The sequence below is a fragment of the Roseburia sp. CLA-AA-H209 genome, from assembly GCF_020687575.1.
Classification (GTDB): Bacteria; Bacillota; Clostridia; order Lachnospirales; family Lachnospiraceae; genus Roseburia_C; species Roseburia_C amylophila.
On record NZ_JAJEQU010000029.1, the window covers coordinates 1 to 13,186 of the forward strand.

Below are 13,186 nucleotides of genomic sequence, written 5' to 3' on the forward strand. Positions count from 1 at the left end.
GTAAGTGCAGGAACATCCATAGGAAGGGCAGTAGTAACAGAGTATGCAAAGCAGGGACTGACGGTGGCAGCCAGCAGCTATGTGGAAAAGAGCATGACAGAAGCAACCAACAGTCCACTGGCAGGCTTTGTAGTTGGAACACTAACCGGAATGGCAACATATGGAACGCTCAGTGAGATAGATGCCATGGCAAATGTAAGTGGATTACACGGTTCTTTTGCAGAAGGAATGTCAAAGGAAGATGCCCAGAAATATCTTGATTTTCTTGAGAATGGAAGCAAGGAAGGGCTCACAGAGGCAGAAATAAGAGGAATCGGAAAGGTAGACGAAGCACTTGCATTAAAGAAATTAAACCCGGAGGAACTGTTGGAACTTAGAAAACAGCAACTGGGGAATGTAGGGGAGAGTGGTACACCTTCTACTAAACCTAATCAGATACATCATTTTGCAACAAATAAGAGTAAGAAATATACAAGTCAGTTTGAAAATATAGCTAAAAAATATGGATTAGATTTAGACGGAGATTGGAATAAAGAATTGATGCCTCATCAGGGGCGTCATCCATATGCATATCACGAGTATGTTCTTGATAATATGCAAAAATTTGATAAAATAGCAAAAGGTGACAAAACTAAGTTTTTAATGTTATATGACCAAATGAAGCAGAAAATCATCAGTAATCCAAATATGTTATATAAGGATTATTGGAACAAATAGTAAGGAGCATTTTAGATGAAATATTATAAATTAAGTTATGATTATGAAAATGATGATGATTATGTAAATTGCAATGTTGGAGTTATAGGAGATATTGATGAATATTCTGTATCTAACGGGAATTATATTAATAATTGGTCTGAAGTTAGATTTACATATAACTCAAAAGATGGTTCTGTTTTATCCGACTATATAGCCAATGTATATAGGTGGTTGATTGTATCAAAAAAGTTTAGAGAATTAATCGAAGATGTTGTAGAAGAAAATGTGATACAATATCTTTCGGTAAACTTGTTTGATACGAAAGATCGTGTTGAGAATACAGAATATAAAGTTGCTAATTTGTTGGATATAATAGATGCTTTGGATTTAGAACATTCTAAGTATGATGTATTTACGCTTGGTGATGAAAAAATAATTTCAGTAGAAAAGTATGCTTTGAATAATCAAATGGTGCAGGGACATGATATTTTCAGATTGAAAGACGATACAATACCAGTATTTGTTTCAGAACGAATGAAGGATATTATTGAGAATAATTCATTGACTGGATTTGCATTTATTGAGGTGGATGTATATTAACTTTATTTATGTCTCCACATAAGGACATTCGAAAATCAAAATCTAATATTTAGTTCAAAAACGCTGATATAAGCGTGCTACTTTCAAAACAAATTTTTGTTGCAAAAGGGAGGTATTTTTTATGATAACAAGAAATTCGGATAAGAAACAGAAACAGGAACAGATGCTGATGTTTTGCATGGATGACATGGTACCCAAGATTCACATGCTCCGATTAATATTATGGTATAGAATATTTTAATGCTGGAAAGGTGGTAGTGGATGAATTATTTAATAGGTTTTATATTATGGTGGATTATGGTTGGAATTATTTATGTTGGTGTTTATTTAAATCAAAAAAAACGAAAAAGCATAACTATTTAAGTTGGAAGTATGTTCAAATGATTACTTATATATTGAGTATGTTATTAGGATATATAGTAGTGTTTATGTTTTCTCAATTATGGAATGATTATAAATGGAAATGTTCTGCTTTGGCGGGGACTATTATATTGATAGCAGTTGTAAAAATAGTGAGATGTTTTTGGAATAGTATATGGAAAACAAATAATAGAAATATCGAACTTACTGAGGGTGAACTGCAATGGTGTAATACCATATCTATTGCTGGAATGGTTGCATTGGGAATCGTTTTTTTTATTCAATATAAAGTATCGGACTTTTTTGAAATATCCAGTTTAGCAGTTTCGATATGGGTAGGTTCATATATATCTATGCAAAAAGTTCAAGGTAGAAATAGTATAAAAGACGTGAAAGCTGATTTGATAGATACATTTAAAATAGAGAATAGAGGTTTTCTTTGCTTTGGAATAATTTTTATGATACTATTTGTAACTATTGTTTCATTGCATTTACATGAACTATTGCTTATAGTAAGTAATCGGTATGCAGTTGGATTTAGTATTGGAGGCATATTATTTATTGGGGGTATATTATTTAGGATGATTTTAAAAAAGAAAATTATACCGAAAGAAACAAAGAAAATAATAAATCATGATGAAAAAGATAACCGAGGTGCAGGTGGTCCTGTGTCAAGATTTAGCACAAAATAAAATGAGAAGTTTTAGGCTACTTTTATATATTGATTATGATATTCCATTGGTGTCATCACATTTAACTTTCTTTGCAATCGTTGGTTATTGTAGTAATTGATGTAATCAGTTATAGCTGCAATTAAGGTAGTTCTATCATTGAAATGTTGGCAGTAATACATCTCTTGTTTTAGAATCCCCAAAAATCCTTCCATCGGTCCATTATCAATACAATGGGCAACTCTGGACATACTTTGTTTCATATGATGTTTCTTTAATCTGCTACAGAACTGTGCACTTGTATATTGAAATCCACGATCAGAGTTATCACGAATTCAGGATAATTCGGACTATACCGAAGAAAATATTATGCCGAAGTTTTTGATTAGTGCTTGATATTTCAAGCAGTGAGTAAGATTCTTCGGCATAGTTTTTGATTCAATCTAATGAGTACAACAGCTTCTTTATATCATTCTTTTTCCAAAGTTTTTCTTCATTGTCTGTTGTAGGGGCTGCCTTATTCATAGCGTCAGACATCATCTCCAGAGTAGCAAATGCATAAAAACCAGAAGTAGTTGTCTCCTTGATAGTGAGTGGTGTGATAAAGTTCGAGAATTAGAAAATGAGCTTTGCATGCAGATTTGGCGAGCACCGCGATAACTCGAGAAACTCGCAAAGCGTGTTTCTTGTAGTTTACGCGAGTAGCAAGATGGCAGATTACACAAAAAAGGAAAAACTGCTTTGATGTTCAGAGAAAACTGTTTCGACTTTTATTCGACCAGATTAAATTAAGTTTAAAATGATATAGAAATTAATCATCTGCTAATTTTAGAAAAAGTATGCTGAAATGCCCGGAAAATAAGGAAAAATGAAAAATCAGGAGAGAAAAAAAGAGGAACAGATAAAGGAAAAATGAGGTCGAATATTTTTGGTTGACATTTACGAAAAAAAGAGAAAGAATCTATACGACAAAGACAAAAGAAAAGGGAGAGAGGATATGAAACGGAAGAAAGTAATAACTGTTCTTTTGTGCATTACGCTGCTTGGAACAAGCGGTTTTACCGGATATCGAATCGGTAAGATAAATGGAAACACTACATTGCAGACAGGTAATACAGCAGTAGAAAGAACGGTGGAGTCACAGGGAGTGGCAGTGGTGAATCTGGATACCGGCATATCGGATGGTAACACACAAGTCTATTATGGGGAGCAGATCATAAGTTTTCCAAATGATAATTTCATATATACCTCATTAGAAGATGCCAGAAATGGAATAGAAGAAGGGCGATATGGTGCTTATATTATAATTCCATCAGATTTTTCGGAAAATGTTGAAAGCTTAAATACAGTTCCGGCGGCATCGCAGTTACAGTATGCAGTCAGTGAAGATGTATCGGCGGATGCAAGAGAAGAACTTTTAGGTGATGTCCTTCAGTTTGGGGAACAACTGAACAGTCAGATGACATATATGTATCTATGTAACATAATGGATGAATTTCATGCGGCGCAGGATGAATCTGCAATGGTTATGAATAATGACATTACAGATAAAGAAGCAATACAGGGAATACAGGCATCTGATCTGGTAAGCATGGTTCCGGTTCCGGAATTAAAACAGCAGGAAGACACTACAATACCGTTAGATATTTCGGATTATACAGAGGAAAATGCGCAGTTGATTCAGGCAGTAGACAGTGCATATCGGGAAAATCTGTCAGATGCTTCTGCACAGTTAAGTGATTTGCAAACAGCAGGAAATGAACTGGTCAGTTCCTTAAAAGAAATATCAGAAGGCGTAGGAGAAATCAATTTACTTTCGGATGCAGACGGGCAACTTTTATATCGGGATGGAATTCGAAATCTGCAGGATACATTGCTTGCATATAACGGAGAAAAGACTGCTGAACAAAACAGCCGTCTTGCCCAGATTGCCCAGATTCAAAATGTGACAGAACAACTGGATACGAATTTGCAGCAATGCATTGAAAACTATAATCAGAGAATTGAAGCAGCAGGAATACAGAACCTGAATTCCTATGGCAGAGAAATGGAGGCTCAGCTGCCAAAACTGCAATGGAAAGAAGCAGAGGCAGAAGATGGAACAGTAGCATATGAACTGACCTGCAGTCAGGTAGAAGGAATGGAAGAACCGCCGGTTATTACCATTGCACTGGAACAGAATGCAATTGAAGAAAATGTAAAGAACAAGAATTATATCGACAAAATATTAAATGCATTTCTGCTGCCGGAAGATTCAGATGGCGGGGACGGAGAAGAGGATAAAACCGGAGAAGGAGAGAAAACAGAAGAAGACAAAAACGGAGAAGAGAAAACCGGAGAAGACAAAACAGAAGAAGGCAAAACAGAAGAAGGAGAGAAAAACGAACCGGAATCAGGCGAAGGCGAAGATACTGGAGAAGAACCGGAAGCAGCGGTTACGGTAGAAAAAATATTTGAGCAGTGTGATGCAGATACAGAAATCATGGAATTTCTGACAGAACAGGGGTATGCCTCGACAAAGGAATTTTTAAAGGCATATCTGGATGGAGAAGTGCCGGTTGCACAGACAGAGACGCAGCTAAAGGTAATGGGAGATGTGGATGCATTGGGAGAATATCTTAAGGCATCACTGGAACAGATTACGACAGAAGATTATACATTACCGGCATTTGATGGAAGCTGGCAGACCGGGGATGGCAGCAGGATGGGATTTCGTGATTTGCTGAGAGATACCGGGCTTTTATGTAATGCGATGCAGACAGATGTGGCGGCACAGAAGAATGTTGATGTGGATGGCATTACGGGTCTGGTTCAGAGTGGTTGTATACAGCCATTGGCAGACCGCACAGATTTCGTGAAAAAGGAGATAGAAAATAGCCAGAAAGAAGAACAGGATGCAGTTAATTCTTATCAAAGAAGCGTAAATGGATTTCATCCAAGGCAGGATACCACAGTGATGAATGACAGCGTGAGCAGCATGAGAGAGAATGCTGCACTTATGCAGCAGGAAATCAATACCAGCAATCAGTCTTATGTGGATTATGCAGATAAATTGTATCAGACTACTTCAGAAAATATATTGACATTGCAGCAGCACATGGAAGAAGCGAAAGAAACTTCCAATCAGGCAGTTACAGATGCATTGGCTTCGGCAAAGGAAGTGAAGAATACTACAAGCAGTCAGAATCAGACGGCATTGGCAGATTTTGCAGCAAAACTTCCCTATACAAGAGTAGGAAGCATGGAATATACACAGGTATATGAATTTGTGGCACAACCAACGCAGATGCTGCAGGTCAGCGATTACCAGCGTTTAAAGGATGAGGTGGATCATACCGTATCACAGAAAAGTGTTACCGGCAGCAGGGAACAACAGAAGAGTTCACGTTGGGTGGAATATCTTTTATATGGAATATTAGGAATTCTGGCGGTGGGAATATTAGGAAGCTATGCCAGAAGTTATCACAGAAGAATCAAGGAACAGAGCAACCCGTCGAAAGACGTTGCAATATAAAGTAAAGGAGACAAAAGAAATGGCAGATGTAAACAACATCCGGATTAGTCCGGAGCAGATGGAGACAAAGGCAAATGAATTTGATGCAAGATGTGAGGAATTCCAGCAGGTAGTAAGTACCATGCGTAATATGGTTTCTACACTTTGCGATGAATGGGCAGGACAGAGCAGTCAGGCATTTTATGATCAGTTCAGTTCCTTAGAGCCTAGCTTTTCTGCAACTGCAGAATTAATTACATCCATTGCACAGCAGTTACGTGATGTATCTACATCTATGCAGAACATTGACCGTGAAATTGCCGGAAAGATTGGAGTAATGTAATAGAGAATCGGAAAGCCACATCCTGTGACTTTCCGATTCTTCTATCCCTTAAGACCATACTTTTGTCAGAAACAGGAGAAGTAAAGTGACAGATAATTCTAAAATAGAGATTAATCCTTCGGTACTGCAGAACCGGTCGCAGACCTATCAGTCGCTGACGGATGTAAACGGAGCAGATGTATTTACGGATGATTATGAAGAAAAAGTAAAAGATTACCAGCAGAAGGAACAACGCAGCTATGAGGATACAAAGGAACAGGTATTTATAAAGAAAATGGATGAAAATGCCGGAAAAGAAGAGGCTGTAAAAGAACAATTATTTTTAACAACAGGAAGTCAGCAGCTGCAGCAGCAGGCAGAAGTAACCGCATCATTGGATGCGTATTGGATTCCAGCATGCGGAATTCTGCTGGCAGTGGGAATTCTGCTGTTGCTGCAATATCGGAAGAGAAGACAGGGAAGGTGGAAGAAAAATGTTGCTCACACTTACAATTATGAATCGTGAAGGAAGCTGGCAGGAAGATATACAGGTTAATCCACAGCAGAAAATAATAGATACCATGCTTATTTTAAAGGAAGCGGGAAAACTGCCACAGGAAGAGGTACAAGAAATGAAATCTGAACGCAGGGGAAGATTTCTGGACATGAATAAGAACTATGAACAGCAGAGTATTTATGATGGAGATATTCTCTGCATACAGTAGAGGCAGACAGAGGACAGAAGAAAATAAGATACGGGAGAGAAAAGATGGAAGAAAGAATAAAGAAATCAGCATTACAGGCGGAAGGCATATTTGATTATCAGAAATTAATGTATCCGGATACAGGTCTTATTGCAGTGAAAATAGAGGAAGAAGGGGAGGAACTGCTTTTAACCTATAATCTGGAAGCACTGACACCGATGACAGAGATACGAAAAGAAGATATTACCACAAGACTGGCGGTATTGGAAAATATAGAATTACTGGCAGCATGCCGGAAATCATATTACTTTACATTAGAGCCGGAAAATCTTTATTACGACAGGAATCATCTGGTCTATGTAAAACAGAGAGATATCTGCGGGGAAGACAGAGAATATGATGAACAGAAATGGATGGAAGAATATAAAGCACTCATTGGCTATGCATTACAGAAACAGTACAGTTATGCGGATTATGTACAGGGAGGAATGCAGCTTTTAAAGGGTGGCATACTGCAAAAGGTACGGCAGGTGGAATCCGTAGAAGAGCTGGTCAGACTGTTGGAACAGCGTAAGCAGGAGATAGAGACAGAACGGTCTGTGAAAATGATTTTTCTGAACCGAAGACGGTATCGTACATTGCAGGCATCGTTTGTTGTGGTATTGCTGTTGGCAATAGTACTGGCGGTCTATGCATTGGTTGATTTCATCCGTACTGAGCCATATAAGGATGCAGTAATTGCGGCAGAAAATGCCTATATTTCCGCTGATTATGTATCCTGTGTGGATGCTATGCAGGAAATATCGGTAAAAGATATGGATATATATCAGAAATATATTCTTGCCAATTCCTATGTGAGAAGTGAGAATCTGACACAGCAGCAGAAAGAGAATATTATAAGCAATCTTTCTTTAAAGGAGACGCCAGCCAGATTGGAGTACTGGATATATCTTGGAAGAAATGACATTTCAGAGGCAATTGATATTGCCATGCAGCAGTCCGATGATGAAATGCTGCTTTATGCTTATATGAAACAGAAATCCATGATAGAGACAGACAGCAGTCTCAGTGGAGAAGAGAAAACACAGGAGCTGGAGAAAATTGCACAGAAGATGCAGCCATTGATGGAAAAATACGATACCGAGGAAGAATAGCATGAAGAGAAGCTTTCAGAGAACAGAGAATTTTACAATAGACGGAAAAAATGGAAATCTTGGAATTGAAGGATTTCCGGCAAGGCTATGGGTCAGGAATGATGAGGTAACAATAGAAGGTTATGAGAACATATACTGGAACGGAAGGGAAGCCGCCTGTAAAGGAAAGATAAACAATGGAGATGAATTAAGCTTTTCCCGGGGAAAAATTATCTTCCTGGAAAAAAGTGTACAGGTGGAATGCGAAGATACGGTGAATATCAATACCGATGGATTATTGGAACTGGAAGAAAAAGAAATTCCATTTGAAGGATATCCGAAGTATAAACGTTCTCCTCGAATCATTAAAAGAATACCGGATTTGGAAATTAGTCTGACCAGCCCAAAAGAACAGCAGAATGGAAAGAAAGAGAGTCTGGTACAACTTATTGTGCCGCCTCTTGTGATGCTGTGTGTGACAGTAGGAATCAGTATTTTAATGAAGCGTGGTTTATATGTGCTGATGTCAGCAGCAGGCACAGTGATGACAACAATATTTACGGTGGTTAAATATATAACAGACCGTAAGGAAGGTCAGGAGAATAAAAGGCTCCGGGAGAAAACATATCGGGAATATCTGTTAAAGAAAAGAAAGGAAATATATGCAGCATATCAGAATGAAGAAGAGGCAAATCACTATAATTATCCGGAGGTAAAGGAGCTTGCCCGGATGGTTGGGCAGTACAGTCCAAGAATCTATGAGAGAAGCTCTGATGATGATGATTTCCTGAATGTATCTTTGGGACAGGTAATGGCAGATTGTCATTTCCGTATTCGCCTTTCTACGGATGAATTAAAGGATAAACCGGATGAGCTGGAACTGGAAGCACAGGAATTGAAGCGGGAATTTTCAAAGATGAAACAGCCTGTTGTAGTAGATTTAAAGAAAGCACATCTGGGACTGGTGGGAGAGAAAAGCGTTATTCATGAGCAATTGAAATTACTTGTGGCGCAGCTTACTTTTTTTCAGAGTTATCATGACCTTGAAATTGTAACAATTTATAATAACAGATTTGATGCTGATTTCCAGTGGATGCGTTGGTATCCACATTTACGGATACATGCGGTAAATGTAGTGGGAACTGTAAATTCAGAGCGGAAGAGAGACCAGATTCTTGGAAGCCTGCATCAGATGATTAAGAACCGGAAAAACAAATTAGAAGAAAGTAAGAAGGAAAGCCGTTTTCTGCCGCATCTTATATTTATTATAGATGAGCCAAAGTTAATTATGGACCATTCTATTATGGAATATCTGGATAAAGAAGGGGATAACCTTGGATTTTCTATTATTTACACCACAAATATGAGAGCAAATCTGCCTGAGAATATCGGTACAATAGTTATGCTTCATAATTCCGGTCAGGCAACACTTCTGATGGAAGAGAAGGAAGAGAAAAATCTTTCCTTTGAATTGTCAGATACCAGCGGTATAAATTTGGAATGGATGGCAAGAAATTTAAGTACACTGGAGCATATGCAGGGAATCAGTGCACAGATACCGGAGAGTATTACATTTTTTGAAATGTATCAGGTGGAGCATCCGGAGGAACTGGATATTGCAAAACGATGGAAGAAAAATCATGCAGCAAAGTCCCTGGCTGTTCCGCTTGGGGTAAGAGCCAAGGAAGATTATGTCAATCTTAATCTGCATGAAAAAGCCCATGGTCCCCATGGACTTGTAGCAGGAACGACAGGTTCCGGTAAATCGGAAATTATCCAGTCTTATATACTGTCCCTGGCAGTCAATTATCATCCGTATGAGGTGGCATTTTTACTGATTGATTATAAAGGTGGTGGAATGGCAGGATTATTCCGGAATCTGCCGCATCTGCTGGGAACAATCACCAATCTGGATGGAGCACAGAGTATGCGTGCCATGGCATCAATTAAGAGTGAACTGGCAAGAAGACAGAAAATATTCAGCAGCTATGATGTGAATCATATCAATGCATATCATAAGCTGTTCCAGAATGGAGAGGCAAAGGAACCACTGCCGCATTTATTCATTATCAGTGATGAGTTTGCAGAGCTGAAAAAGGAACAGCCGGATTTTATGACGGAACTGGTATCGGCGGCGCGAATCGGACGAAGCCTTGGTGTGCATCTGATACTGGCAACACAGAAACCAACCGGAGTTGTAGATGACCAGATCTGGACAAACTCCAAGTTTAAACTGGCACTTATGGTACAGAATGAGGCAGACAGTAAAGAAATATTAAAGACACCGGATGCCGCCAATATTACAATCCCCGGAAGAGCTTATCTTCAGGTTGGAAATAATGAAATCTATGAATTATTCCAGTCGGCATGGAGTGGAGCTTCTTATGTAAGTGAAAAGGAAGAGGAAAAAGTAGATGACAGAGTTTATCTGGTGAATGACCTTGGACAGGGTGAACTGATAAATGAAGATTTAAGTGATGAACATGCTTCCGGCGGCAATATGATGACGCAGCTGGATGCTACGGTAGATTATATCCATAGAGTATATGAGGCAATGGATACCGTGGAAGTAAAACGGCCGTGGATGCCACCGTTGCCGGAACAGATTGTATCGGACCAGCAGGCAGAGAAAGGAAATGCATTAAATCTGATTGCACGGATTGGAAAGATAGATATTCCGGAAGAACAGCAGCAGGTGGAGTACCAGCTTGATTTTGCCACAGACGGAAATCTCTTATATATTGCTTCCGCAGGTTATGGAAAAACAGCATTTCTTACAACCGTGTTGTTGTCACTGGCAATGCATAACCGGGTAGAGAATCTGAACTTCTATATATTGGATTTTGGAAACAGTGGATTGATTCCATTGAACCGCCTGCATCATACGGCAGACTATATCAGTTTTGATGATACAGAACGATTCCGTAAATTCTGCAATCTTATACAGGCAGAGATAAAACGGCGTAAAAAATTACTGGCAGAACGGATGGTACAGAATTTTGAAGTATACAATCAGGTGGCAGAAAAGACATTAAAAGCAATAGTAATTGCTATTGACAATTATGATGTGGTCAAAGAACTGGGATATGAAGCGGAAGAATTTTTCCAGAAATTATCCAGAGATGGTACCGGACTTGGCATATATATGGCAGCAACAGCAACACGAAGTAATGCCATGAAGTATTCTACATATAACAATTTTAAGAATAAAGTGGCAGGTTATCTTTTCGATGAATCAGACTTGCATGTAATTGTGGGACGAAGTTCTTATTCACAGTCAGAGATAAAGGGACGGACACTTATAAAATACAATGGACTGGTAAGTGTCATGCAGGTCTATGTCATGACTGCATTTACAGATGAACTGGAGTATAACCAGGGTATAGAAGCCTGTATTGAGCAGATAAATGCATGCTATCCGGATACTGTAGCACCGAGAATCCCGGTATTGCCGGATGAGTTAAATATCAGAACATTTATGGAAATGAGAAAGAAACAGCATACAGCAGAAGAAAACGCTGCAGAGAAGGCAATCTGGCTGGGACTGAATAAAGAGAGTGTATTGCCGGAATGTATTCCGGCAGGTCTTACAACACCATTTGTAATTCTGGGTGAGACTGCAAGAGGAAAGACGAATGCATTAAAGGTTATTTTAGAACAGATAACAGGAAGAGGAAAAGTATATTTATTAGACTCGAAAGATATGGAACTATATCATTACAGGTCCGGAGATGAGATTCATTATATCGGAGCAGATGGAATAGATGCGTTTCTTATGGAACTGGGGGGACTGGTGACTGCACGAAATCAGCAGCTGCAGCAGAAGATGAAGGAACATCCGGAACAGTTACCACGCCGTCTGGTTCAGGAACTGGATGCATGTTATGTCGTGGTAGATGAGTGGGATGACTTTGTAGAGGCAACGAAATTAAAAGCTGTATTGTTGGCACCGATATTGAGTGGGGCATTGTCCAGTGGAATCCGATTTATTCTTACAGCCAATTCCGGTAAATTAAAAGGATTTGATGAGATTACCAAATTTGCAAAAGCAACTACGGATGGTCTGCTGGTGGGCAACCCTGGTTCTACAGGAATTTTTGGAACAGTTGCAGCAAAGGAATTGCCGCAGTTAAGTGATGGTCTGCTTTTCCATAATGGAGCATATGTGCGTATCCGCATACCGAAATGTGAAGACAGAGAAGAATAAAGAAAAATAAGCAGGAGGATAAAAAGATGGAACAGGAAAATATAGAGTTTTTGCCGTTAGGAAGTATTGTGCAGCTTAAAGGTGGCGTAAAGAAAATTATGATTATAGCAAGAGGTGCATTTGCAGTAGTCAAAGGTGAAAAAAGATATTTTGATTATGGAGCGTGTACCTATCCGGAAGGGGTTATAGGAGATGCACTGTTATATTTTCAGCATAAGGATATTCAGAAAATAGTATATCGCGGTTATGAGGATGAAGACGAGAAGCTGATGCAGGAAAATATTAAAAACAATCTGAGTGTGCTGCAGGAGCAGCTGCTGAAGAAAGAACAGGAAGCATAAGAAGGCGTCGGAGAGATGAGGAGGAAAGGATAAATGTCGAAGACGAAGAAAAGCTCTTCCGGCAGTAAAGGAAGTTCAACAACAAAGAAGAGTACAACCAGTACAGCGGAGATTAATCAGGTAAAACAGCAGTTAAACACAGTAAAGAGCAGTTTGCAGTTAGAAAGCAGCAGTCTGGCTCCCATGGAGGGAACACTTAATACATTAAAGGAACTGAAAACGAGACTTGAGACAGCCATAGATACGCTGAGAAACCAGAAGGATGGTATTGAGGATAAATATACATTAGACAGTGGCTGGCGTGGAGATTTATATAATGCATCAATTTCTGCCTCCAGTGCATTGAAAACAGAATACGGAAATGTCTGTACCAATCTGGGATATGATCTGGATGCACTTTGTGATGAGATTACAAGAAGAGAGAATGAAATCTACAATAAGAATGAGTATATCGGCAAGCTGCAGAGCAGTTGGAACAGTCTTTGCAACTGGCTGGAAAAACATACTAATTAGGAGGGCATCATTATGCTGATAAAATTAGATACCAATGTTTATACATCAAAGGTACATTCTTTTTCAACGGTATCCGGTGAGGTAGAAGGAAAGCAGCTTACAGTTCCGGATTTAAATGTATCAATGGATGCCATGACAGCGTA

General features: G+C 39.0%; 12 protein-coding genes. 11 read left to right on the forward strand and 1 reads right to left on the reverse strand.

What is annotated here, in order from left to right; genetic code table 11:
• From LKD41_RS14970 to LKD41_RS14980, 3 genes are all read left to right on the forward strand, one after another.
• Positions 1–717, forward strand: a 717-nt coding sequence (locus LKD41_RS14970) for an AHH domain-containing protein (protein ID WP_227701622.1), incomplete at its 5' end; no start/stop codon positions are given.
• A 15-nt stretch (positions 718–732) separates the two neighbouring features.
• Positions 733–1,299, forward strand: a complete 567-nt coding sequence (locus LKD41_RS14975; protein ID WP_022244403.1) for an imm11 family protein — start codon at positions 733–735, stop codon at positions 1,297–1,299.
• A gap of 257 nt (positions 1,300–1,556) precedes the next feature.
• Entirely contained in the window at positions 1,557–2,351 is a 795-nt protein-coding gene (locus LKD41_RS14980) for a hypothetical protein (protein WP_227701623.1), read from the forward strand.
• An 11-nt stretch (positions 2,352–2,362) separates the two neighbouring features.
• Here the strand turns inward: LKD41_RS14980 and LKD41_RS14985 are convergent, their stop codons facing one another.
• Positions 2,363–2,593 carry an IS3 family transposase gene (locus LKD41_RS14985; protein ID WP_227701624.1) on the reverse strand — a complete coding sequence of 77 codons (231 nt, stop codon included), beginning with the start codon at positions 2,591–2,593 and terminating at the stop codon, positions 2,363–2,365.
• Positions 2,594–3,327: 734 nt separating this feature from the next.
• On the opposite strand from LKD41_RS14985, the gene LKD41_RS14990 reads away from it, so the two are divergent.
• The 8 genes from LKD41_RS14990 (at position 3,328) to LKD41_RS15025 (ending at position 13,043) form a co-directional block, all read left to right on the forward strand.
• Positions 3,328–5,844, forward strand: a complete 2,517-nt coding sequence (locus LKD41_RS14990) for a hypothetical protein (protein WP_227701625.1) — start codon at positions 3,328–3,330, stop codon at positions 5,842–5,844.
• A gap of 19 nt (positions 5,845–5,863) precedes the next feature.
• Positions 5,864–6,166, forward strand: a complete 303-nt coding sequence (locus LKD41_RS14995; protein WP_158552129.1) for a WXG100 family type VII secretion target — start codon at positions 5,864–5,866, stop codon at positions 6,164–6,166.
• Between the two features lie 85 nt (positions 6,167–6,251).
• Positions 6,252–6,671: a type VII secretion EssA family protein gene (locus LKD41_RS15000; RefSeq protein ID WP_117842353.1), complete on the forward strand. Its 420-nt coding sequence runs from the start codon at positions 6,252–6,254 to the stop codon at positions 6,669–6,671.
• Entirely contained in the window at positions 6,640–6,870 is a 231-nt protein-coding gene (locus tag LKD41_RS15005) for a hypothetical protein (protein ID WP_147326062.1), read from the forward strand. The genes LKD41_RS15000 and LKD41_RS15005 overlap by 32 nt, the downstream gene beginning before the upstream one ends.
• Before the next feature lie 44 nt (positions 6,871–6,914).
• Positions 6,915–8,003: a type VII secretion protein EssB/YukC gene (locus tag LKD41_RS15010; protein WP_117699191.1), complete on the forward strand. Its 1,089-nt coding sequence runs from the start codon at positions 6,915–6,917 to the stop codon at positions 8,001–8,003.
• A 1-nt stretch (position 8,004) separates the two neighbouring features.
• The gene (gene essC, locus LKD41_RS15015) at positions 8,005–12,189 is read left to right on the forward strand and encodes a type VII secretion protein EssC (RefSeq protein ID WP_227701626.1); all 4,185 of its coding nucleotides are present in this window, start codon (positions 8,005–8,007) and stop codon (positions 12,187–12,189) included.
• 26 nt (positions 12,190–12,215) lie between these two features.
• The gene (locus LKD41_RS15020) at positions 12,216–12,530 is read left to right on the forward strand and encodes a DUF4176 domain-containing protein (RefSeq protein ID WP_117699189.1); all 315 of its coding nucleotides are present in this window, start codon (positions 12,216–12,218) and stop codon (positions 12,528–12,530) included.
• Between the two features lie 33 nt (positions 12,531–12,563).
• Positions 12,564–13,043, forward strand: coding sequence for a YwqH-like family protein (locus LKD41_RS15025; protein WP_117699188.1), 480 nt, complete (start codon positions 12,564–12,566; stop codon positions 13,041–13,043).
• The last annotated feature ends 143 nt before the right edge of the window (positions 13,044–13,186 follow it).

Coding starts and splice junctions, on each gene's coding strand:
- LKD41_RS14975 (WP_022244403.1), top strand. CDS start 733: ATGAAATATTATAAATTAAGTTATGATTATGAAAATGATGATGATTAT.
- LKD41_RS14985 (WP_227701624.1), bottom strand. CDS start 2,593: ATGAAACAAAGTATGTCCAGAGTTGCCCATTGTATTGATAATGGACCG.
- LKD41_RS14990 (WP_227701625.1), top strand. CDS start 3,328: ATGAAACGGAAGAAAGTAATAACTGTTCTTTTGTGCATTACGCTGCTT.
- LKD41_RS14995 (WP_158552129.1), top strand. CDS start 5,864: ATGGCAGATGTAAACAACATCCGGATTAGTCCGGAGCAGATGGAGACA.
- LKD41_RS15005 (WP_147326062.1), top strand. CDS start 6,640: ATGTTGCTCACACTTACAATTATGAATCGTGAAGGAAGCTGGCAGGAA.
- LKD41_RS15010 (WP_117699191.1), top strand. CDS start 6,915: ATGGAAGAAAGAATAAAGAAATCAGCATTACAGGCGGAAGGCATATTT.
- essC (WP_227701626.1), top strand. CDS start 8,005: ATGAAGAGAAGCTTTCAGAGAACAGAGAATTTTACAATAGACGGAAAA.
- LKD41_RS15020 (WP_117699189.1), top strand. CDS start 12,216: ATGGAACAGGAAAATATAGAGTTTTTGCCGTTAGGAAGTATTGTGCAG.
- LKD41_RS15025 (WP_117699188.1), top strand. CDS start 12,564: ATGTCGAAGACGAAGAAAAGCTCTTCCGGCAGTAAAGGAAGTTCAACA.